The organism is Krasilnikovia sp. MM14-A1259 (assembly GCF_047159535.1).
GTDB lineage: Bacteria > Actinomycetota > Actinomycetes > Mycobacteriales > Micromonosporaceae > Actinoplanes.
The window spans coordinates 3,053,371-3,074,189 of record NZ_BAAGAJ010000002.1 but is presented as its reverse complement, the minus strand read 5'-3'; the positions used below and the strand labels follow the sequence as shown (position 1 = coordinate 3,074,189).

Annotated in this window: 16 protein-coding genes; 6 read left to right on the top strand and 10 right to left on the bottom strand. The window is 72.2% G+C overall.

Annotated features, from left to right (window positions below):
* Nucleotide 1 precedes the first annotated feature (1 nt).
* Entirely contained in the window at nucleotides 2-1,252 is a 1,251-nt protein-coding gene (locus ACMCNK_RS13475; RefSeq protein ID WP_412736754.1) for a saccharopine dehydrogenase family protein, read from the bottom strand.
* Nucleotides 1,253-1,391: 139 nt separating this feature from the next.
* On the opposite strand from ACMCNK_RS13475, the gene ACMCNK_RS13470 reads away from it, so the two are divergent.
* The gene (locus ACMCNK_RS13470) at nucleotides 1,392-2,957 is read left to right on the top strand and encodes a methyl-accepting chemotaxis protein (RefSeq protein WP_412736753.1); all 1,566 of its coding nucleotides are present in this window, start codon (nucleotides 1,392-1,394) and stop codon (nucleotides 2,955-2,957) included.
* 142 nt (nucleotides 2,958-3,099) lie between these two features.
* Entirely contained in the window at nucleotides 3,100-3,525 is a 426-nt protein-coding gene (locus ACMCNK_RS13465; protein ID WP_412736752.1) for a PRC-barrel domain-containing protein, read from the top strand.
* Between the two features lie 54 nt (nucleotides 3,526-3,579).
* On the opposite strand, the gene ppk2 is transcribed toward ACMCNK_RS13465, so the two are convergent.
* On the bottom strand, nucleotides 3,580-4,476 hold the full coding sequence (gene ppk2, locus ACMCNK_RS13460; protein WP_412736751.1) for a polyphosphate kinase 2: 897 nt from the start codon (nucleotides 4,474-4,476) through the stop codon (nucleotides 3,580-3,582).
* A 115-nt stretch (nucleotides 4,477-4,591) separates the two neighbouring features.
* On the opposite strand from ppk2, the gene ACMCNK_RS13455 reads away from it, so the two are divergent.
* Nucleotides 4,592-5,929 (top strand): TIGR04013 family B12-binding domain/radical SAM domain-containing protein, encoded by a 1,338-nt coding sequence (locus tag ACMCNK_RS13455; protein ID WP_412736750.1) that lies wholly within the window; start codon nucleotides 4,592-4,594, stop codon nucleotides 5,927-5,929.
* A 4-nt stretch (nucleotides 5,930-5,933) separates the two neighbouring features.
* Here the strand turns inward: ACMCNK_RS13455 and ACMCNK_RS13450 are convergent, their stop codons facing one another.
* The 4 genes from ACMCNK_RS13450 to ACMCNK_RS13435 form a co-directional block, all read right to left on the bottom strand.
* Entirely contained in the window at nucleotides 5,934-6,236 is a 303-nt protein-coding gene (locus ACMCNK_RS13450; protein WP_412736749.1) for a DUF1905 domain-containing protein, read from the bottom strand.
* Nucleotides 6,237-6,259: 23 nt separating this feature from the next.
* Nucleotides 6,260-8,188 (bottom strand): hypothetical protein, encoded by a 1,929-nt coding sequence (locus ACMCNK_RS13445; protein ID WP_412736748.1) that lies wholly within the window; start codon nucleotides 8,186-8,188, stop codon nucleotides 6,260-6,262.
* A gap of 200 nt (nucleotides 8,189-8,388) precedes the next feature.
* The gene (locus ACMCNK_RS13440) at nucleotides 8,389-10,311 is read right to left on the bottom strand and encodes a M4 family metallopeptidase (RefSeq protein WP_412736747.1); all 1,923 of its coding nucleotides are present in this window, start codon (nucleotides 10,309-10,311) and stop codon (nucleotides 8,389-8,391) included.
* A gap of 174 nt (nucleotides 10,312-10,485) precedes the next feature.
* Complete coding sequence (locus ACMCNK_RS13435) at nucleotides 10,486-10,998, bottom strand: 2'-5' RNA ligase family protein (RefSeq protein ID WP_412736746.1); 513 nt, start codon at nucleotides 10,996-10,998, stop codon at nucleotides 10,486-10,488.
* Between the two features lie 61 nt (nucleotides 10,999-11,059).
* On the opposite strand from ACMCNK_RS13435, the gene ACMCNK_RS13430 reads away from it, so the two are divergent.
* Nucleotides 11,060-11,650 (top strand): hypothetical protein, encoded by a 591-nt coding sequence (locus ACMCNK_RS13430; protein WP_412736745.1) that lies wholly within the window; start codon nucleotides 11,060-11,062, stop codon nucleotides 11,648-11,650.
* A 3-nt stretch (nucleotides 11,651-11,653) separates the two neighbouring features.
* Here ACMCNK_RS13430 and ACMCNK_RS13425 read toward each other — a convergent pair whose 3' ends face one another.
* Genes ACMCNK_RS13425 through ACMCNK_RS13410 form a run of 4 tightly spaced genes read right to left on the bottom strand, consistent with a single transcriptional unit; the run spans nucleotide 11,654 to nucleotide 17,309 of the window.
* Complete coding sequence (locus tag ACMCNK_RS13425) at nucleotides 11,654-13,066, bottom strand: hypothetical protein (protein WP_412736744.1); 1,413 nt, start codon at nucleotides 13,064-13,066, stop codon at nucleotides 11,654-11,656.
* The gene (locus ACMCNK_RS13420; protein ID WP_412736743.1) at nucleotides 13,063-14,475 is read right to left on the bottom strand and encodes a CHAT domain-containing protein; all 1,413 of its coding nucleotides are present in this window, start codon (nucleotides 14,473-14,475) and stop codon (nucleotides 13,063-13,065) included. Before ACMCNK_RS13420 ends, ACMCNK_RS13425 begins: the two co-directional genes overlap by 4 nt.
* Nucleotides 14,472-15,965, bottom strand: a complete 1,494-nt coding sequence (locus ACMCNK_RS13415; RefSeq protein ID WP_412736742.1) for a hypothetical protein — start codon at nucleotides 15,963-15,965, stop codon at nucleotides 14,472-14,474. The genes ACMCNK_RS13420 and ACMCNK_RS13415 overlap by 4 nt, the downstream gene beginning before the upstream one ends.
* Nucleotides 15,966-15,974: 9 nt before the next feature.
* Nucleotides 15,975-17,309, bottom strand: coding sequence for a hypothetical protein (locus ACMCNK_RS13410; protein ID WP_412736741.1), 1,335 nt, complete (start codon nucleotides 17,307-17,309; stop codon nucleotides 15,975-15,977).
* Between the two features lie 200 nt (nucleotides 17,310-17,509).
* Here ACMCNK_RS13410 and malQ point away from each other — a divergent pair, with 200 nt between their 5' ends.
* Both malQ and ACMCNK_RS13400 read left to right on the top strand, forming a co-directional pair.
* A complete protein-coding gene (malQ, locus tag ACMCNK_RS13405; protein WP_412736740.1) occupies nucleotides 17,510-19,423 on the top strand; it encodes a 4-alpha-glucanotransferase in 1,914 nt (637 codons plus the stop codon).
* Between the two features lie 49 nt (nucleotides 19,424-19,472).
* A complete protein-coding gene (locus ACMCNK_RS13400) occupies nucleotides 19,473-20,732 on the top strand; it encodes a methyl-accepting chemotaxis protein (RefSeq protein ID WP_412736739.1) in 1,260 nt (419 codons plus the stop codon).
* The last annotated feature ends 87 nt before the right edge of the window (nucleotides 20,733-20,819 follow it).

Below are 20,819 nucleotides of genomic sequence, written 5' to 3'. Positions count from 1 at the left end.
TTCAGGCGGCGGGCTGGGCAGAGAGCTCCATGCCCGCCGCCCGCAGCCGTCGCACCAGGGCGTCGCCGATGCCGGTGGCCGGGGTGAGCACCCCTCCCGGGGAGGCGGGCAGGTCCTTGCGGTCCACCGCCAGCGCCAGCGCCGACTCCGCGATCATGAGCGCGGTGGCGGCGTATCCGGGGTCGCCCTTGGCCTTGACCCGGGCCGTGTAGCGGGCGCCGCTGGTCGTCGTGGTGAACAGGTCGATCGTGAAGTGGCCCGTGCGGCGCGCCTGCTCGTCCGGCCCTTCGCCGGGCTTGGGCAGCACCCGGTCCAGGACGAACCGGGTCGGCGGCACGGACAGCCCGACCACGAGCGCGGCCAGGCCCACCTTCGTGCCCGCCGCCAGCACGGGCGCCAGCCGTGACGTGCCGACGCTCATGACCTCCCGGTAGCGCAGGCGTCGGCCGTACGCCCAGCCGCGCAGGGCGTTGCTGCGCCGCACCACCCGGGTGTTGTAGGGCGCCATGACGAACGGAGCCAGGCTGCCCTTCAGGCCCGGCGCCACCTCGGCACCGCGCAGGCTGACCATGTCGCTCTGACGGCCCAGGTCGGGCTCGCGCTCCCGGTCCGGGCTCAGCGCGTACGGGCTGGCGGCCAGCCGCCGCAGCCGCTTGTCCCGGCGCACCTGGTCTAGCTGGTGCCGCAGCGAGTCGATGGTGCCGCCGCTGACCCCGCCGCGCAGGCGGGTGACCACGAGCGTGGTGTCGGTCAGGTCCCCGGCGTCGTCGGCGCGGACCCGCTCGTGCAGCACGTGCACGCCGAGGTCGGACGGGATGGAGTCGAAGCCGCACGAGTGCACGATGCGGGCGCCCGTGGAGCTGGCCAGCTCGTGGTTCTCGTCGATGCTGTCCCGGACGAACAGCACCTCGCCGGTGAGGTCCACGTAGTCCGTCCCGGCGGCGGCGCACGCGCGGGCGAGCTTGCGGCCGTACTTCGCGTACGGGCCGGCTGTGGTGAGGATCACATGAGCGGACGCGGCGAGGCGTTCCAGGGCGGCGGTGTCGTCGCCGTCGGCGACCAGCACGGGCCAGTCCACACCGAGCCGGTCCCGGACCGCGGTGAGGCGCTGCTCCGAACGGCCGGCCAGGGCGATCCGGGTGCCCGCCGGGGCGTACCCGGCAAGGTGCTCGGCCGTCAGCACACCGACGAAGCCGGTGGCGCCGTAGACGATGATGTCGAGATCCCGAACGCGGGGGGTGTCGTCGCTCACGGACGTCGATTCTCCCTCATGTCTTAGGTATTGCAGAAGCCCGGCCGATGAGGGTGGTGTTCCAATCCGTCAGTTGGGAGGCGCCGCCGTGCGGTTCGGTCGATCGAGTGTAGGTAAGCGGCTCGGGGGTGCATTCTCCGTGCTCGCGGTGCTGATGATCGTCGCCGCCGGGGCCGGGTGGTGGGGCATGTCCCGCCAGCAGAACGCCCAGCAACAGATCAGCTGTCTTGAACTGGAGCGCCGGGACGTGACGTTCGCCCAGTACCAGATGGCGGACATCTCCGGCTGGCAGGGCCTGGTTGTCGCCGACGTCGCCGCCTACGGCGCGAAGAAGGCCCTGAGCAAGGACAGCTTCAACCGCACGGAGGAGCTCTACGCCAAGGACGAGCTGTACAAGAGCTTCAAGGAGGTGCACACCTCCTGCATGACTCCCCAGGAGAAGGCGCTGTTCGCGAAGCTCGCGCCGGCCTGGGACGACTTCTTCGCCTGGGACGACAAGATCATGAACTGGCTCAGCGACGACAGCGTCGAGGGCAAGGTCAAGGCGATGGACGCCATCAACGACGGCCCCGCGGCCGACTCGCTGGGTCAGATCGATGACGTCGTGACCGCACTGAAGAAGTCCGTCGACAAGCGCCAGGAAGCGGCCCGTAAGGACAGCCAGAAGGCGCAGCGCCTGGGCCAGTGGACGCTCGGCGGCGCCCTGTTCATCGCGCTCGCCCTGGCCGCCCTGCTGAGCGTCGCGGTCACCCGGTCGGTCGTCCGGCCGCTGTCGGTCGTCGTCGGCGCGCTCGGCAAGCTCGCCAAGGGCGACCTCACCGCCACGGTCAACATGAAGCGCAAGGACCAGCTCGGGCAGCTCGGCGACGCGCTGAACGAGACGGTCGAATCGCTGCGCGGCACGGTCGGTGCCCTGTCCGGGCACGCCGACTCGCTCGCCGTCGCGTCCGACGACCTGTCCCAGGTCTCCGAGCAGATCGCCTCGTCCGCCGACGAGACCAGCGCCCAGGCCCGCGAGGTGACCCGGGCGGCCGCGCAGGTGTCGGCGAACGTCGACACCGTGGCGATCGGCAGTGACGAGATGGGCGCCTCGATCCGGGAGATCGCGCAGAACGCCGGTGAGGCCGCCGCGGTCGCCGCCGAGGCCGTCAGCGTCGCCCAGGCCACCAACGAGACCGTCGGCAAGCTCGGCACGTCCTCGGCCGAGGTCGGCAACGTCGTCAAGCTGATCACCGCGATCGCGGAGCAGACCAACCTGCTCGCGCTCAACGCCACCATCGAGGCCGCCCGCGCGGGCGAGGCCGGCAAGGGCTTCGCGGTCGTCGCCAGCGAGGTCAAGGACCTCGCCCAGGAGACCGCGAAGGCGACCGAGGACATCTCGCAGCGGGTGGAGGCCATCCAGGCCGACACGGCCAGCGCGGTCCGGGCCATCGAGCAGATCGCCGGGATCATCGACCGGATCAGCGAGTACCAGACGCTGATCGCCGCGGCGGTCGAGGAGCAGACCGCGACCACGGGCGAGATGGGCCGCAACGTCACCGAGGCCGCCGAGAGCAGCCGCGAGATCGCCAACACGATCGCCTCGGTGGCGCAGGCCGCGGAGATCACCACCACGGGCGTGAGCCACTCGCAGCAGTCCGCGGCGGACCTCGCCCGGATGGGCGGGGAACTGCGGGCCATCGTCTCCCGCTTCCAGCTCACCTGAGCAGGCAGAGTCGAAAGGGGCCGGACCTTCGGGTCCGGCCCCTTCGTGTGCGTCACACCGTCCGGCATGCATCGAACGGTTCGGATCCTGCCGGGCGGGTAGGTGAGGGGTGGCATACATTCATCGAGGTGAGGAGGCTGTGATGCAACCCTCCACGTTCAACCCCTGGAACTGGCGTGACCCCGCGCTGCCCGGCCGATACCCCGAAACCTTCGACGCGGATCAGGACGATCTGCGCGCCGACCGGGAGGCCAGCCTGGATCTGTCCGGCTACCACGTCGAGGCCGTCGACGGCCGGATCGGCTCGATCGACGAGGCCACCTACGAGGTCGGCAGCGCCCTGCTGGTCGTGGACACCGGACCGTGGATCTTCGGTCGCAAGGTCCTGCTGCCGGCCGGAACCGTGCAGCGGATCGACCACAAGGACCGCAAGGTCTACGTGGACCGCAGCAAGGACCAGATCAAGAACTCGCCGGAGTACGACAAGGACACGTTCAGTACGGCGGAATACCGCCAGCAGGTCGGTGACTACTACACCGGCAGCTACCGCGACACGCCGCCGATGTAGCCACGCGAAGGGCCGGCCGCCGTCACCCCCGTCCGGGTGGCGGCGGGTCGCCTCTCAGTCCTTGATGGAGTCCCGGCCCCGCTGCACGATCAGCGGATCCGGCGGATACACCACGGACGGGCTCTTGCCGTCGTACTCGAACTGGCTCAGGAAGAACCGCATCGCGTTGATCCGGGCGCGTTTCTTGTCGTTGCTCTTGATGGAGGTCCACCGGGCATGGTCGGTGTCCGTGTGCTCGATCATCGCCTCCTTCGCCGTGGTGTAGTCGTCCCACCGGTCCAGGGACTCGATGTCCATGGGCGAGAGCTTCCACCGGCGTACCGGGTCGATCTGCCGGATCGCGAACCGGGTCCGCTGCTCGGAGTAGGTGACCGAGAACCACAACTTGGTCAGCGTGAAGCCGCTCTCCACGAGCATTTCCTCGAACAGCGGTGCCTGTCGCAGGAAGATCTCGTACTCGCGGTCGGTGCAGAAGCCCATGACCCGCTCGACCCCGGCGCGGTTGTACCAGGACCGGTCGAACAGCACGATCTCCCCGGCGGTCGGCAGCTGGGCGACGTACCGGTGGAAGTACCACTGACCGAGCTCGGTCTCCGACGGTTTCGTCAGCGCGACGACCCGGGCGGCGCGCGGGTTGAGGTGTTCCATGAACCGCTTGATGGTGCCGCCCTTGCCGGCGGCATCGCGGCCCTCGAACAAAACGACGTGCCGGGTGGCTGTGTCCAGCGCCCAGTACTGGAACTTCAGCAGCTCGATCTGCAGCTGGTACTTCTGTTCCTCGTAGACGTCGCGGTCGAGCCGTTCGTCGTACGGGTAGTCCTCCCGCCAGGTCTCGACCGGATTTCCGCCGGGGTCGATCAGATCCGGGTCGGCCAGGTGCTCGTCGTGCCGCACGCTGTAGCCCTCGTGCAGCAGGTGATCCAGATACTCGCGGAAGTTCTCACGTATCACCCCTGAAGTATCGATCCCCGCGAGCCACTCCGGGTGGCATCGAGATGAACTGCGGGCGCGGTCAGTTCTGTCCGGGTCTCGCTGCGGTCGCCCGGATGGCTGGCAGAATCGTTCCATGGGCGGACGCGATCTGGTCGTCGTGCTGCGCTACCGCAAGGCGGTGACGTACGGCTTCCACGTGCTGCTGGGTGCGCTGGAGGAACACGAGACCACCACCCGGTACGACGTCCGGTTCGGGGAAAGCGCGGAGTCGGCCGCCCGCCACATCGAGGCGGGGCTGGCCGAGGGTGCCAGGGTGCTGGTGCTGTGGTCGTTCTACTCGCCGGATGCCGCCGCGCTCGCCGCCGAACTCGCCGAGATCCGGGCCATCGCGGACGGCCCGGGCGTGCTGCACGTCGCGGGCGGCGTGCACGCCACCGCGGAGCCGGTGCAGACGCTGGACGCGGGCTGGGACGTCGCCGCGGTGGGGGAGGGCGAGACCACACTGCTCGACCTCGTCGACGCGGCCGGTGACCCGGCCGGGATCACGGGCCTGGTGTACCGCGACGCCGCCGGCGCGATCGTGCGGACCGGCCGCCCGCAACGGCGCCCGCTCGACGACTTCCGCGGTTTCTCGTTGCGGTGGGACCGCTTCAACGCGCTGGAGATCACCCGCGGTTGCGTCTTCTCATGCCGCTTCTGCCAGACCCCGTTCATGTTCTCGGCGAAGTTCCGGCATCGCAGCGCCGGCAACGTGCGCTGGCATGTGGACCGGATGCGGGAGCGGGGCCTGCGCGACGTACGGTTCATCACGCCGACCGCGCTGTCGTACGGAAGCCGGACCGACGAGCCGAACCTGGCCGCGGTGGAGGAGCTGCTTGCGTGCTGCCGGGAGGGGATCGGCCCGAACGGCCGGGTGTTCTTCGGGTCGTTCCCGAGCGAGATCCGCCCCGAGCACGTGTCCCGGGAGGCGCTGCGGCTGGTCCGGAAGTACTGCGCGAACACCAACATCATCGTGGGCGCGCAGTCCGGCTCCGACCGGGTGCTGGACGCCGCCAAGCGCGGGCACGGGGTGGAGGAGGTCCGGCGCGCGGTGCGCCTCGGCGTCGCGGAGGGCTTCCGGATCAACGTGGACATGATCTTCGGGATGCCGGGGGAGGACCGGGGTGACGTCGACGCCTCCCTGACGCTGGCCCGTGAGCTGGCCGAGCTGGGTGCGCGCATCCACGCGCACACGTTCATGCCGCTGCCCGGTACGCCGTGGCGCGACGCGCCGCCCGGCGACGTCGACCCGGAGACGATCCGGGAGGTCGACCGGCTGTCCCGGCGCGGCGCGCTGTACGGGCACTGGCAGAAGCAGCGTGACCACGCCGCCCGGCTGGCGGCGGCGGCTCAGGCGTACCCGCGGCCCGGCCGTAGCCGGACGATCCTGCCGACCGTGCCGGCGGCCGACGGGTGCGCCCCGCCCGGGTGACGGATCACCGGTCGACGAGTTCGAGCGTCACCGTGGCGACGTCGCCCACGTCGAGCGCTTCAGCGTTGCGGACCGCACGCTTGATCGGCAGCACGTAGCATCCTCGCGTGCTGTCCGGAAAGATCGAGGTCCGCCACGTGCTGCCGCCGATCGTCACCCGCACCCGCACGGACCCGAAGCCGCGGCGCGGCCCGGCGGTCAGCTCGCGGATCTCCTCGGACTGCTCGGCGGGGAGACTGACGAACGTCCACGTCTCGCCGCGCCGAGCGTCCCAGACCCACAACTCACCGTCGAAGACCACGACCATGGGCCCACCCTACGGTGCGGTGCTCACGGCTTGATCAGGCTGATCCGGGTACCCCAGTTGGCCAAGGCGGTGCGGGTGCCGCCGCAGCTCCCGAACGGGGTGGCGACGTACTGCAGCAACGTGCACTGCTGGCCGATGTACTCGCTGGCGATCCAGATCCGCTGCCCGTCGACCGCGGTGGCGCCGTAGTCGCCCCAGCGCGGCCGGGGCGGGTCGTTGAACGCCCGGTATCCGCTGAACCCGTCCTGCGGTCCCACCCCGGCCGCGGCGAGGTAGATCGCACCGGCGCCGGCCCGGCCGTCGAACGCCGCGTACGCCGCGGACGGGTGGTAGCCGGCGCCGGTCAGCGTGAACGCCATGACGCCGTGGCCCTGCGCGGTCACCCCGATCGCCGGGTAGATGAGGTTGTTGCCCGCCAGACCGAGCTGGCCCTGCTGGAGCAGCGTGGCCCGGACCGAGGACGGCAGCGACCGGGGCTGCACGATGTACCAGCCGATGCCCGCCTTGGTGGCCCCACCGACATGCACGGCGGTGTCGAGTGCCCCGTACAGCCGGCCGCCGGTGTAGGTGACCTGCTGCATCCGGGTGTCGTTGCTGTCCAGCTCGGACATGGTTTCCGGGGCGGCCGGGTCGGGCGCGCCCAGCAGTTCCGTGGCGCAGGACGGGGCGTTGAGACACTCCGCCAGCGGCGTGAACCCGGCCTTCTGGTCAGCGAGTGGCGGCAGCGAGTACGTCTGCACGCCGACCCGGGTGTGCTGCAGCCGCACCGCAGGGCGGCCCGAGTCGAGCGACCGGGTGTTGGTCAGGCTCCACGTGACGATGCTGTCGGACACGTAGGCCTTGGTGCCGGTGGCCTCCTCGGCCGCGTTCGAGGACAGGAAGTACGCGGTGCCGTGCTGGCTGCGGTCGTAGTCGCCGGTGCTCGGCGACTGGGCGGGCCACAGCGTGAATCCGTTGCGTCCCGCGTCGGCGGCGGTCGTGTCGAACTGGGTCACCAGGACGTCCGCGTCGCCGCGGGCGAGTGCCCGCTTGGAGAACGCGTACACCTGTGCGCTGTTGAACTCGGGGCCGAAGAACGCGTACTCGTTCGTGGTGAGGTAGAAGCCGTTGGCGTCCACGCCGATGTGCGGGTAGTCGCCGATGCAGGGGCAGTTCGGGTGCACCGGGGTGCCGTTGCGCCCGTCGTCGGTCGCGTCCACGGAGTACGTCTTCCACACCTCGGTGGGGTCGGCCGTGACCGCGATGTCCAGCTGGTTCTGCCCGGTGAAGTCCCCGGCGGGCGTGGTGCCCAGCGTCAGCACGACCAGGAAGAAGCGGCGCGTGGTGGGGTCGTACAGGCAGGTCGGGTCCGTGATCTCCGGGCCGAACACGCCGGTGGTCCGGTTTATCGACGGCGGGTAGCCGAAGAACGTGTTGAGGTCCATCACGCCGGTGTGGCCGCGGCCGTCCGGGCCGAACACGCGGAACGCGTCGTTGACCGCCTCGACGATGTGCCCGTTGCCGACGCACAGCGCCTGGTCGGGGGGTTCGAGGCTGAACTGGTTGCCGTTGTTGGCGGTCCGCTGGTCGCGGTGGTTGAGGCCGTCGAAGCTGGTGAGCAGCCGGGGGGTGCGGGTCACCCCGGACGGCGGCGGCGGGGTGGGCGCGGTCGCGGAGCGCGCCAGCCCGGCCCTTGCCGCGCTCACCGGGGCGAGGCTGCGGTCGGAACCGCCCGTTCCCGCGATGCGCGCTTCGTCGTCCCCGTGCCGGCGGGGGATCTCGGTGGACATCGGCCCGGGAGCGCCCGACCCCGTGCCGGTCGGGTGGTACGCGGCGGTGCCACGCTGATGGATGTGCCGGACCTGCCCGCCGGGTGCCGTGGGCGCGGCGGACGCGCCGGCGCCCGGAACGAGCGATCCGAGTGCGATGAGAAGGACCGCGGCGGCGGATCCGGCACGGGGCCTGCTGAGCATCGTTCCCTCCGAGGCGTGCAGCGTCCTGGCGGACGGGTGTCCCTGGCGCTCAGTCTGGCGCGCGGTTGCCGGAACGGAGGAAGGCGCGCCGACAAATGGCGCAATCTGCACAGTACGGGCATCGTACCCGAATGGTCGTACGCACGGAACGGGGGCCGGCGCGCTGCGCCGGCCCCCGTCGTTGGGGAAGGTGGTTCGGTTCAGATGTTCAGCGTCCAGCTGTTGATGTTGCCGGTGTCCTGCGAGTAGACATCCTGGACCTTCAGCCGCCAGGTGCCGTTGGAGGCCTCGCCGGACAGGTCCTTGGTGTACGTGGCGTTCACGTTGTCCGCGCTGTCCGAACCGCTGGTCGCCTTCAGGTTGTAGACCGTGCCGTCCGGGGCCACCAGGTCGACCCGCAGGTCACCCCGGTAGGTGTGCGCGATGTTCACCGCGATCGTCGAGGACGACGAGGCGTTGCGGGCGCAGCCGCTGACCGTGATGTCGCTGTACACCGCGGCACCGGCGTCCGGGATGTTCACGTGGGTGCTGTTGGTGCCGCCGCAGCCGGACGGCGGAGTGGTCGGCGGCGTGGTGCCGCCGTCACAGGTCGGGTCGGCCGACTGGGCGGGCACGTTGACCGCGTCCCAGGCCGCCTTGACCGTGTTGAACTGGGTGCAGCTGCCGGGGAAGAGGTTCTTCGCCGCGGTCAGCGTCCACGTGCGGTACTTCAGGTACGACGAGCTGGACGTCTTCATCAGCATCGCGTTGTACATGATCTTGATGGCGTTCTGGATGCCCAGGCCCGTGATGGCGCCCGAGCCGCTGCACCGCGTGCTGGTCGGCTGGCCGTCGCTCGGGTTGGTGCCCTCGGCGATCAGGTAGAACCAGTGGTTGCCCGGGCCGGCCGCCGCGTGCACCTCCTGGCTCGGGGTGCTGCTGGAGTAGCAGTTGTCGTCGCCGGCCAGTGACGGGTTGTACATGTACCGGATCGGGCCGCTGCCGACCAGGTTGACCTCTTCGCCGACCTGGTAGTCCGGCGGGTCGTTCGGGTTGTTGGCGAACCATTCGGTCGCCGCGCCGAACGTGTCCGCCACGAACTCCTGGGTGTTGCCCTTGGAGATGGCGCCCGGCGTGTTGTCGTCGATGCCGTGGCCCAGCTCGTGGCCGACCACGTCAGCGGAGGCGATCCACTGGTTCGCGGTGTTCTTGCCGATCTGCACCTGGGTGCCGTCGTAATACGCGTTCTGGTCGTTCAGGCCGACCCGCAGCGGCCACGCGCCGCCGCTGCCGTTCTGGCCGTTGCGGCCCAGCCACGACGACAGCATCGCGGTCTGCTTCTGCGCGACGTAGAACGCGTCGACGCAGCCGGTCTCCTTGCTGGTGCCGACGCCGTTGCCCCAGTCGTTGTCCGAGCCGCTGAACGTCGTGTTGTTCGCGGCGTCCTGGCACGTCAGGGTCGTCTGGGTCGGGTCCTTCAGGCTGTACGTGCTGCCCGACTGGGTCGTGTTCAGGCTGACCGAGCCGTTGATCCAGCCGGTACCGGTGCCGCTGACGTCCGTGACGTGCTCCCGCGTGCTCAGCACCTTGCCGGTGGCGGCATCGACGTCGACCGTGAGCCGGCTCGGGCCGTGGGCGCTCGTGCCTTGCAGCGTGCTCTCCCACGCCAGGGCCGGGGCCCCTTCGGTGGTCAGCACGACCAGCTTGGTGCCTTCGACCGTGCTGACCGTCTTCAGCTCCCGCTTGGCGGCCGCCAGCGCGGCGGCTTCGGTCAGCTTCGGGGCCGTGGACAGGTCGCCGATCGGCCGGTTCTGGGCGACCGAGGTGTACTTCGTCTGCCCGGCGTTGTCCGTGACCACGACGAAGTCACCGCCGATCACCGGCAGTCCCTTGTACGTGCGGTCGAACGGGACGAACTGCAGGCCGCCCGACGAGATCACCGGGCGCTGCACGAACGCGTCGTCCGTGCTGGCGTGCAGTAGCTGGGGACGGCCGGCGACCAGCGCCGACGCGGCCTTCGCCGCCGCCGGGGCGCCCGACGGGCCGACGGGTTGGGCATTTGCCTGACCGGCTATCGCCACCATGCTGGCGGCGGCTGCAGTGCCGGCTGCCAGGGCGACGACGAGGGGGGTTCGAGTTTTCACGCGGGTACTCCTTTCCCACCCGGGGGTTGGCGGGTGGGCTCGACGTCCGGTGACCTGTACGGCTCACCTGGATGACTTGAGGTGAGACGCTAGGCATCGATGAGGTTCACCGAATCGGGGAAAACCCTTGCGTGCGTCGAGGGAGCGCGTTCCGGGGGCCGCCGGGGCCCGTGATCAGCCCGCCAGCGGGCGGGCGATGTCGTTTGCGTGATCGGTCACTGACGCCCCGGTCACGGTCGCCCGCACCGGCAGGATCTCCAGGCAGCGGCGCAGCGCCGGGGACAGCAACGGATTGGGTACGCGCAGCGACACCGTGCAGTGCGGCACCCACCGGCCCGGCCGGTAGTGGTCCCACACCTCGATCCCGGCCGCCGCCAGGCGCTCGTGCACGGCCCGGTGCGCCGCCAGCAGTTCGGCCGTCGGGGTGACGCCCAGCCACAGCACCCGGCCCACGAACTGGCCGACGAAATCCAGGTCCAGTGTCAGCCCCACGCCGAGGTCGAGACCGGCCAGCGCGTCCGCGATCGGCTCCAGCCGGGCCGCCGCGGCCAGCGACACGTGCGGGCGGTGCTTCTCGGTCTGCAGCGACGCCAGCGTCGGGATGCCCTCGGACTCCAGCGCATGCCACAGCGTGCGCAGCCGCCGCGTCGCGGTGACGTCCAGATACAGCTCGAGAGCGGCGACCACGAGGACACCGTAATGGCATGGCGCCGCCACTGCGCGTGCGCCCGGTCGGTATAACCGGCGCATGCGCAGTGAGGAACTCGCCCGGCTCCTGAGCGAGGTGCCGGGCACGGTCGTGTCGGCCGAGGACGATCTGGTCGCGGCGTCCGTGCCCGCGATCGGCGACACCGTACGGCTGGTCCCCGCGGACGTGCTCGGCGCCGGCACGATCGTCGCGCCGAACGGTGCCCCCGCGGTCGAGCTGGGGGTGCGGCGCGGCCACCACGAGCTGCCGCTGATCGTCACGGTCGACGACGTGGCGTTCCTGCCCGCGTACGCGGCGGACCTGCTGGAACCGGACGCGAAGGTGCGGGTGCCCGCCACCCCGCACCTGGTCGCGTACTCCGAGATGCACCGCGACGTGCGGGCGCTCGGCAAGGCGATCGACAAGCCGGGGGTGCGGCTGGACGCGGACATGCTCGCGGCCACCGTCCTGGTGCACCGGTGCTTCGTGGCCGGGGCGGTCCGGGTCGGGCTGTGGCCGGTACGCGTCGCGGCCTGGTGGGAGTACACCTGGGCGCGAGTGGGCGCGGACCTGCCGCTGGCGGCGTTCCGGCCCGACCCGGTGTGGGACAAGCTGATGGCGGATGTCACCGAGGCCCGCCGCGCCACCTGACTCTCAGGCCCCGAGGGCGGTCGCGCAGACCGTCGGGTCGCCGAAGATCACCATGCTCTGCCGGTCGTACGCGGTCAGCAGCGCCACCGACGCCGCACGCCGCTGCGCCGAATCCGGGCGGCTGTTGCGGTTCGTCTGCGCGGCCTCGCCGAACAACTGCGCCGCCTGCGTGAACTGCTGCCGGAACGCCAGCCCGATCGGCTCCGGACGGGGCTGGAAGCAGCCCGTCCACAACGCCCGCAGCGTGGCCGCGGTGATCAGCTGCCCGGTCTCCGGGCGCTCCAGGGTCCAGTCGAATGTGGGTTCCACGTGGCCGATGAACGCCCGCGCGGGCCGCTGCGCGGACAGCAGCGCCGTGGGCAGCGGCGCCACCTGGTGTCCCAGCGCGGCGACCGCGTTCAGCACGGCCGCCACCTGCGAACCGTCCGGCACCAGCACGGTGAACCGGCTGGTCGCGTCGCTGCCCGCCGAGCAGCAGGCGTGCGCGTACCAGATGGCACCGTCCGGCTGCCATGCCGACAGCAGGGCGGCCGGGTCCAGCAGTTGCCGGTCGGCGTCCACCGGCAGGCCCAGGTCGCGGGCCATCGCGTCGGCGTCGGACAGCGGACCGGTACGGCCGTGGCTGGTGGTGACGACCACGGACGGGCGGTTCGCGGCGAGCGCGTCGAGCAGGCCCGCGGTCGTGGCCTGCGCGCCCCGCAGGTAGCGGACGCCGTCGCGGGTGTCCGGGTCGGCGGCGAACTTCGCCGCGAGCTGTTCCGCGACGGCCACCCGCATCAGCTCGGTGATGTCGTCGGAGTCGGTGGCCCACACGACCGGCGCGCGGGCGCACGCCGCGGCGTCCGCCCAGTCGGAGAGCAGGCACGTGACGTACCGGTCCAGGGCCTCGTCGGGCAGGTCCAGGCGGCCGACCGCACAGGACAGGTTCAACCGGCACTGCAGGTCCCACGGCAGGTCGGCCGGGCCGCCCGCGAGCAGCAGGTACGCCGGGAGCTGCCCGCGACCCGTACCGGTCTGCCCGCCCGTGATGGCCACCCGCTGGTGGTCCCCGGCCGGGTACACCCGGCGCAGCAGGCCCAGGCCGTCCTCGGCGGCGTACCGGAAGACCACCGGACCGTCCGGGTCCGCCCGGGCCCGCGCGAGACGCCGGATCGGTTCCGGTGCGTCCGCGAGTGCGGCCTGGTCGGCGACCGGCCCGCCGGTCCACGGCAGCACCACCCCCCAGCCCACGTCCGCGCGGCGCCAGTCGCGGGGATCGGGCGGCTCGTCCGCGGCCAGGACCAGGCCCGCCTCCCGGGCCCGGTCGTCGACGCCCTGGCCGAGGATCCACGCGCGGGCGGCGGGCCCCAGCTCGCCGGCGGCGGGCTCGTCCGGCCACGCGTTGATGGCCAGCGACCGCGGCCACTCGTCTGTCATGTGGCACCACCCGGTTCGTCAGCGGGGCCACCCGGCTCGTCGGCAGGGGCGCCCGGTGGCGGCGCTCCGGCGAGGCGGCGCAGCTCGGCCACGGCGTCCGGCGGGGTGTCCGCGGGCAGCCTGTTGAGCAGCGCCGCCACGATGGCCATCGTGACGCCGTCCGAGGTGAGGCCCGGCGGGCCGGCCGCCGCGGGCGGTACCGGCTCGTCCCACACCTGCGCCGCGAGCCGAACCTGGAACGGGTCGAGCCGCGTGTACAGCACCGGCAGCGTCCACTCCCCGAACGTGCTGGCGTCGTCGCTGTAGCTCTCCACCAGCGCCGCCCGCGGGGCGTTCAGGATGTGCGGCCAGTCGATGTCGCGGTCCTCCACCCCGTCCGCGGGCCGGGCCAGCCGGGTGCCCAGCTCGGTCAGCAGCTCGCGGTAGAACACCCGGGAGAACTCGTACGCGGCCAGCGCCTGCACGGTCTCGCGCATGCCCAGCGCCGCCGGCACCCCGGCCGCGGCGAGCGAATGCGCCAGCGAGTGCACCTCCTGCGCGGCCATCCCGCCCTGGCAGCAGTTCAACACCACCAGCCACACCCCCAGCGGCGCCAGCAGGCTGCGCATCTGCTCGATGTGCAGCCGTACGCTCGGGGTCGCCGGACCGACGGCCTGCCGCTCGATGTCCTGCCCGGTGGCCAGCAGCAGCCGGGGCTGGCCCTGGTCCGCCGCGCCGTGGCAGAAGAAGTGCAGCAGGTGCGGCCGGCTGTCGGTGATCGCGCGCAGCAGGTCCGTGGCCCGGTCCGGCACGGCGGCGGCGCTCAGGTCGGGGTCGTGCGCGGCCACGTCCCCGATCTTGTCGAGCAGGTCCTCCTCGCCGACCAGCACGGTCACGCTGACCCGTAGTCCGGCCGCGCGGGCGGTCTGCACCGCCGCGTACAGGCCGGACCACTCCTGCTCGGCGGGCACCCCCAGAGCCGACAGGACCGCGGTGACCCGCAGTTGCCCGGTGAACGTGGGGACCGCCCCGGCCAGGTCGATGCCCTGCTCGGCGATGCGACCGATCGGGGCCCGGTCCAGCGCGAGGAAATGGTCGCCCTCGTCGCAGAGCATCTCCCAGTTGTACAGCTCGGCCCGCTGGTCCAGCAGGTTGAACATGATGGACTGGGTCTGCCCGGCCGGGGCGGCGGCGGCGTTGCTCAACGCCCGCTGGACGTCCGGGTGCTGGGACAGCTCCTGCCACAGGCGGCGGCCGTACTCGCGGACCCAGCCGTTCGGGGGTGGGGGCGGTTTGCCGGTGGGCATCTGCGCGGCCGAGCACAGCAGCTTGCGGGGCTTCGGGTCCTCCGGCGGGATCGGTGCCCGCTCCAGCCGGAAGCACAGCGTGTCGTCCCGGTCCGGACCCACCTGGATGATCACCCGGCTCATCGCGGCACCTCCGGGTCCGGCGGGGCGTCGCTGATGTCGGTCACCGCGGCCGGCGGATGCTCCGGTGCCGTCGAAGGGGAGTCGGCGTACCGGTCGACGACCCCCTGGATCAGCTCCAGGGCCTTCGCCACCCCGTCTTCCAGCTGCGGCGGGACCGGCTGGGCGTCGCGCCACTGGTGCAGGCGCCACTCGTACTGCTCCACGAAACGCTGCGACGCGGACACCCACGTCGGTGTGGCCGGAGCATCGGTGAGCAGTCCGCGTACCTTGTCGGACGGGGCCGTCCCGGGGGCGGCCGGCGCGCCGAACAGCTCCTCGCGGCCCGGTTCCGTCGACACCTGGAACGGCTGGCAGTACACGAACACCGCGCCGTCGGTCGGTGGCAGCGCCGGTTCCGGGCTGGCCATCAGCCGGTACGCGTCCGCCAGCGCCCGCAGCTGCGGGTCCAGCCGCGCCTCGTGATGCAGCAGCGCGGTGGGCCGCAGGTCCGCGATCGTCGTGGCGACCAGCCGCAGGCCCATCTCCGACGGGTTCCCGGGCGGTGACGTGAAGCCGCACCCCCACGCCCCCACCTGCAAGAGGAACCGGGTCAGCGCCGCCGTGGACACCACCGCGAGGCCGGTGTCCTCCGGGTCGGCCGGGTTCTCCGACAGCGCCAGCGCCCCCTGGTCCAGCCGCAGCACCGCACCGGCCAGGAAATGCACCACGTCGACGCCCCGGCCGCACAGGGTGTCGCGCATCCAGGTCAGCCACACGTTGCGGTGCTGGCCGACCGCCGAGTCGGTGGACGACGCGTACACCGGTGCGCGGTCGGCGGTTCCGTACCCGGTGTCCGTGCCGCCGACCGCACGGGCGGCCGCGGCGGCCCCCGCGGGGTCGTGCAGCAGCACCCGGTCCTCGTGATCCACCGGCGACCTGACCTGCCGCAGCAGCGGAAACAGCTGGGCGGTGGGGAAGATGTGCAGGGTGGTCGGCAGCGGGACCGCGCCGACGATCGCAGCGGCCAGCCGCTGCACCAGCTCCGCCTGCTCGCGCAGATCGCCGGGGCCGTCGTCGGCGCACAACGCGACCGTCACCGCCCGGCGCGACCGGACCGGCTCGACCACGAAGTCGGGCAGCCGCAGCACCGGCACCGGCAGCACCGGCACCAGCAACTGCTCCCACGGCACCAGCCCCAGATGCCCGTACGGGCGGACCAGGTGCAGCCACAGTGGACGCTGCGGCACGGCCGCCTCCCGTACCGCGTCGGCCAGCTCGGCGAGCATCGCCTCCGGCAGCCGGAACTCGTACCCGGTGCCGTGGCTGCCCTCGAAGTCCAGTACGGGCGGCAGCCCCAGCTCAGTGGCCGGCACCTGCCAGCTCGCCACCGGCTCCGGTACGTGCTCCCGGGTCAGCTCCAGTTCGCAGCGCACGGACGGCGGGTCGGCGTCGGCCAGCAGCCGGACCTTGAGCGCGCTCAGGTCGTACCGTCGTTTGAGCATCTCGGCCATCGCGTCACCTCACCGCGTCATGAGGTCGTACAACATCCACCACGTGCTCGGACTGCTCACATCGCCGTGCGACGGGATGGTCCGGGTGCCGTCCACGCCGACCACCTGCAGCCCCGGCGCGTCCAGCGCGTACCGGGTGGTGGGGTCGAGGATCGTGGTCAGCGCGGCCTCGGCACCCAGCGGGCGCGGGCCGTACCCGCCCAGCGCCGCGTACCGGCTCGGCGGCTCGTCCGCGGCGATGTCCGCCTCGCCCAGGTCGCCGTCGCGGCGCAGCGCGAGGTGGAAGAACTTCGTCAGCGGATCGTCGTGGGCGCTGAACGTGGACAGGATCGGCTGGCCGATCCGGTCCAGCGCGGGCCGGTATCCGCCCGGGCGGCCGTGGCCGTCGGCGTTCGCGGCGAAACACAGGTGGGAGATCGCGGGTTCCAGCAGCAGCGCGGAATGCACCGTCGCGGGAAGCGCCGCCGGGGTGGTGATCGCGGACAGCAGCACCTTGGCGCCGAACGAGTGGCCGACGACGTGGACCCGGGCGCCCGTACCGAGCAACTGCACCAGCAGGGGGCCGACGCCGCGGGCACCCACCCGGCCGGCCCGGTCCTTCATCAGCCACACCGACGCGCCGCGCAGGATCTCGCGTGGCCGCAGGAAGTCCAGGAACCCGGCCGCCTGGGGACCGGCGGTGTCCACCGTGGCCGTGTCGAAGTCGGCGGGGTCGGCCGAGCGGGGCCGGCGCCGCGGCACCTGCCAGGACGCGGCGATCTGCGCCGGGGTGGGCGCGGTCTGCTCCCCGGTCTCCTCGCGGTCCGTGGCATACAGCGGGGCGAGGATCGTGGCCAGCTCCGCGGCGTCGTCCTCGGTGAGGCTTTGCTGCTGGGCCAACTCGAACATCCGCGGGCGGCGGTCCGGGTCCACGACCGCGGCCAGCTCGGCGAGGTCGTCGCGCTCGTCGGCGACCAGCGTGTCGTCCGGTTCGCCGTCGTCGCCGGCGAAGTCCGGGGGCTGGTCGGCCGAGTCCACCATCAGCTTGCTGGGCCAGAAGATCCCCACCAGCAGCGGCGCGAACCCTTGCGGTGCGGGCAGGGCGCGCTCGGTGCGCATCCGTACGTACCCGTTGAAGAAGTCGTCGTAGCGGCCGGTGGCCTGGCGCCAGTCGTTGTTCCACCCGTGGCAGAACACCACGATGTCGGTGAACGCCCCGCCGCGCGCCCGCCCCACGAGATCGTCGCGGGTACGCGGCCCGGTGCAGGCACCGTCGGCATCGAACGGGATCACGTACCACGGCACGTCCGCGCCCTCCGCGGTGCGCACCATCCGGTACGGCCCAACCGGCAACTGATCGGCCACGACGGCACCTCCCGTATTCCAGGCCCCCGTCTGTGATGTGGGTCTCTCCATGGTGATCCCGGCACCCGGCGCTCGCCAACCTCGGTCACACATCCGACTGCGGCCGTACAGGCAGGACTGCAGGTCACGGGTACCGTCGCAACTGCGCGGGACCCGAACCGTCCGGGGGTCGGCAACCGGCGGGGCGGAGCCTTCGGGGCATGACCACATGGCGGGATGAGGTGATCGGCGAGCTGGCCCCGCTCGGCCTGCAGCCCACGTTCATCGACGCGTTCGGTGCGGAGCGTTCCGTGTCCGACGCGACCCTGGCCCGGCTGCGCGAGCAGCTCGCGGACGCGCCGCGGCCCGCCCCGGCCACCGTGCCGCTGGTCGGCCACCCCGACTGGGGGCACCCGGAACTCGTCGGCGAACTGGTCTGCGAGAACGGCGAGCGGTGGCGGCTCGACGGCTGGCTACCCCCCGAGGTGCCGTACGGCTATCACCGGCTCACCGGGCCGCTGGCCGAGAACCGGCTGATCGTGGTCGCGCCGCGCACGTTCCCCGAACCGGAGCGCGGCTTCGGGATCGCGGTGCAGTTGTACGCGGCCCGCTCGCACACGTCCTGGGGCATCGGCGACTTCGCCGACCTGACGTGGCTGGCCCGGCGCACCGCGGCGGCCGGTGGGCGCGCCGTACTGGTGTCGCCGATGCACGCCGCCCGGCCGTCGGAGCACCAGAACCCGTCGCCGTACGCGCCGGCGTCGCGGCTGTTCCTCAATGTGCTGCACATCGCGGTGGCCGACATCCCGGACGCCGCCCTGGCGGACCTGTCGGACCTGGCCGATGCGGGCGAGCCGCTCAACCACTGTGACCGCATCGACCGCGACGCCGCGTTCGCGCTCAAGATCGCGGCGCTGGAACGGATCTGGACGGCCGTGGGCGGTGATCCCGGGCCGGAATTCGAGGCGTACCTGGCCGAGCAGGGGCAGGCGTTGCAGCGGTTCGCGACCTGGTCCGCGCTGTCCGAACACCACGACGGCGCCTGGTGGGACTGGCCCGAGGGCTACCGGCGGCCGGACACCGCCGAGGTGGCCCGGTTCGCCGCGGAGCACGCCGACCGCGTCCGGTTCTGGAGCTGGTGCCAGTGGGTCGCCGACCGGCAACTCGCCCGGGCCTGCGCGCAGGGCGCCGACGTGGTGCTGGATCTTGCGGTCGGCTTCGACGCGGGCGGAGCGGACGGCTGGGCGTACCAGGATCTGATGGCGTTCGGGTTCGAGATCGGCTGCCCGTCCGACCACGGCAACCCGGGCGGGCAGCGGTGGGGCGTCGCCCCGTTCGACCCGGCCCGGCTGGCCGCGGCCGAGTACGCCCCGTTCGTGGCGATGATCCGCGCCGGGCTGCGGCATGCGGGCGCGCTGCGCATCGACCACGTGATGGGTCTGTGGCGGCTGTTCTGGGTCCCGCTGGGCGGCAGCGCGGACGACGGCGTGTACGTGCGCTATCACGGCGACGCGCTGCTCGGCATCATGCGGCTGGAGGCGCACCGGGCCGGCGCCTGGGTGGTCGGCGAGGACATGGGGACGCTGGAGGAGCGCGCCCTGCACGTGATGGCCGAGGCCGGGACGCTGTCGTACCGGGTGTCCACCCGTACCCATCCCGACGAGTTCCCGGAGCGGGCCATGGTGGCCTGCGAGACCCACGACCAGCCCACCATCGGCGGGCTGCTGGACGGCTCCGACCTGGAAACCTGCCGGCGCATCGGCAAGCGGGTCGACGTGGACGCGCAGGCCGCGCTGCGGCGGCGGATCGCCGCGGTCGCCGGGCTGGACCCGGACACGCTTGACGCGGCGGGCCGGCTGGAGATCGAGCAGGCAGTCACCGCGATGTACGCCGAGCTGTCCGCGTCCCGCTCCCGGCTGGCCATGGCCACGCTCGACGACCTGGCCGGCGTCCGGGTGCGCCCGAACATCCCGGGCACGATCGACGAGCACCCGAACTGGCGGATCCCGCTGCCCGTACCGATCCACGACCTGTTCGAGCGGGTGCTGGCCCGGCGCGTCCTGGCGACGCTGGCGGCCGACCGCGGTGCCCGGCCGGTCCCGGACACCGGCGAGGACGAGCAAATGGCGGCCTGAGCAGGCCGGACCACTCAAGACGGCTGTTCCGCAGCCGACAAGGAAGCTCGTGGACAAAACCTCTGACCTTCCCGTCGACGACCCGGCCGCCCCCGCCGCGGAGCGCGCCGTCGGTGGCCTGTCCCGCGTGTGGCGGCTGTTCCCGAGCATGCGGGCCCTGCTCGTCTTCCTCGCCGCGACCCTGGCCGGCGGCAACTCCCTGCTGCACGACTGGGTCGCCGTCTCGTACCTGAAGGGAAAGGTGCCCGACGAGGTCCGCGACGGGATGGTCCGGACCATGCTGACGCTGAGCGTGATCGCCACCGTGGTGATCGTGCTGATCGTCTGGTGGGTCGCGGCCAGCATCACCCAGCCGCTGCGGGCCACCCTGGCGTTCCTCCAGCGGATCGTGGCCCGCGACCTCACCGGCCGCATCCGGGTCGACGGCCGCGACGAGGTCGGTCAGATCGCCGCCGGGCTCAACGAGGTCGTGACGGAGATGTCCGCGGCCCTGAGCGGTATGGGCGACAGCGCCGAGGAACTCGGCCGCTCCGCCGCCCACCTGGCGGACGTGAGCACCCGGCTCGACGGCAGCGCCACGCACGCCTCCGGGCAGGCCGAGTCGCTGTCCCGCGCCTCGGTCGGGGTCAGCGGCAGCGTACGACGCGCCGCGGAAGGCATGGCCGACATGTCCCGTTCCATGTCTGAGATCGCCCAGAACGCGGGCCAGGCCGCCGAGGTGGCCGACGCGGGTGCCCAGGCCGCCGCCGAGACCAACCGGGTCGTCGCGGGCCTGGCCGCCAGCACCGCCGCGATCGAGGACGTGGTGAAGACGATCACCGCGATCGCGGAGCAGACCAACCTGCTCGCGCTCAACGCCACGATCGAGGCCGCCCGGGCGGGCGAGTCCGGCAAGGGGTTCGCGGTCGTGGCCGGGGAGGTCAAGGACCTGGCCCAGCAGACCGCCACCGCCACCGAGGACATCCGCCGCCGGATCGCCGCGATCCAGGAGGAGAGCGCCGACGCGGTGACCGCGATCGGCCGCATCGCCGAGGTGATCACGCAGGTCAGTGGCCTGCAGCAGACGATCGCCGCGTCCGTCGACGAGCAGACCGGCTCGGCCTCCGAGGTCAGCATGGCCGTGCACGACGCGGCCGCCAGCACGGACGACATCGCGGGCGGCATCGACACGGTCGCCGACGCCGCGCGCGGCACGGCCGCCGGGGCGGTGGAGACCCAGCAGCTCACCACCGCGCTGCACGACACCGCCACCCAGCTGCGCACGATCGTGGGCCGCTTCCAGCTCACCCGTACGGCCGACCGCCCCTGAAGACGCCGCCGCCTCCCGACCCCGTGCCGGGAGGTGGCGGGTCAGGAGGCGGCGGTCGGGTGAGCTACGGACCGCGCGGCAGGGGGA

Coding starts and splice junctions, on each gene's coding strand:
- ACMCNK_RS13465 (WP_412736752.1), top strand. CDS start 3,100: ATGCAACCCTCCACGTTCAACCCCTGGAACTGGCGTGACCCCGCGCTG.
- ACMCNK_RS13455 (WP_412736750.1), top strand. CDS start 4,592: ATGGGCGGACGCGATCTGGTCGTCGTGCTGCGCTACCGCAAGGCGGTG.
- ACMCNK_RS13450 (WP_412736749.1), bottom strand. CDS start 6,236: ATGGTCGTGGTCTTCGACGGTGAGTTGTGGGTCTGGGACGCTCGGCGC.
- ACMCNK_RS13445 (WP_412736748.1), bottom strand. CDS start 8,188: ATGCTCAGCAGGCCCCGTGCCGGATCCGCCGCCGCGGTCCTTCTCATC.
- ACMCNK_RS13430 (WP_412736745.1), top strand. CDS start 11,060: ATGCGCAGTGAGGAACTCGCCCGGCTCCTGAGCGAGGTGCCGGGCACG.
- ACMCNK_RS13425 (WP_412736744.1), bottom strand. CDS start 13,066: ATGACAGACGAGTGGCCGCGGTCGCTGGCCATCAACGCGTGGCCGGAC.
- ACMCNK_RS13420 (WP_412736743.1), bottom strand. CDS start 14,475: ATGAGCCGGGTGATCATCCAGGTGGGTCCGGACCGGGACGACACGCTG.
- ACMCNK_RS13415 (WP_412736742.1), bottom strand. CDS start 15,965: ATGGCCGAGATGCTCAAACGACGGTACGACCTGAGCGCGCTCAAGGTC.
- malQ (WP_412736740.1), top strand. CDS start 17,510: ATGACCACATGGCGGGATGAGGTGATCGGCGAGCTGGCCCCGCTCGGC.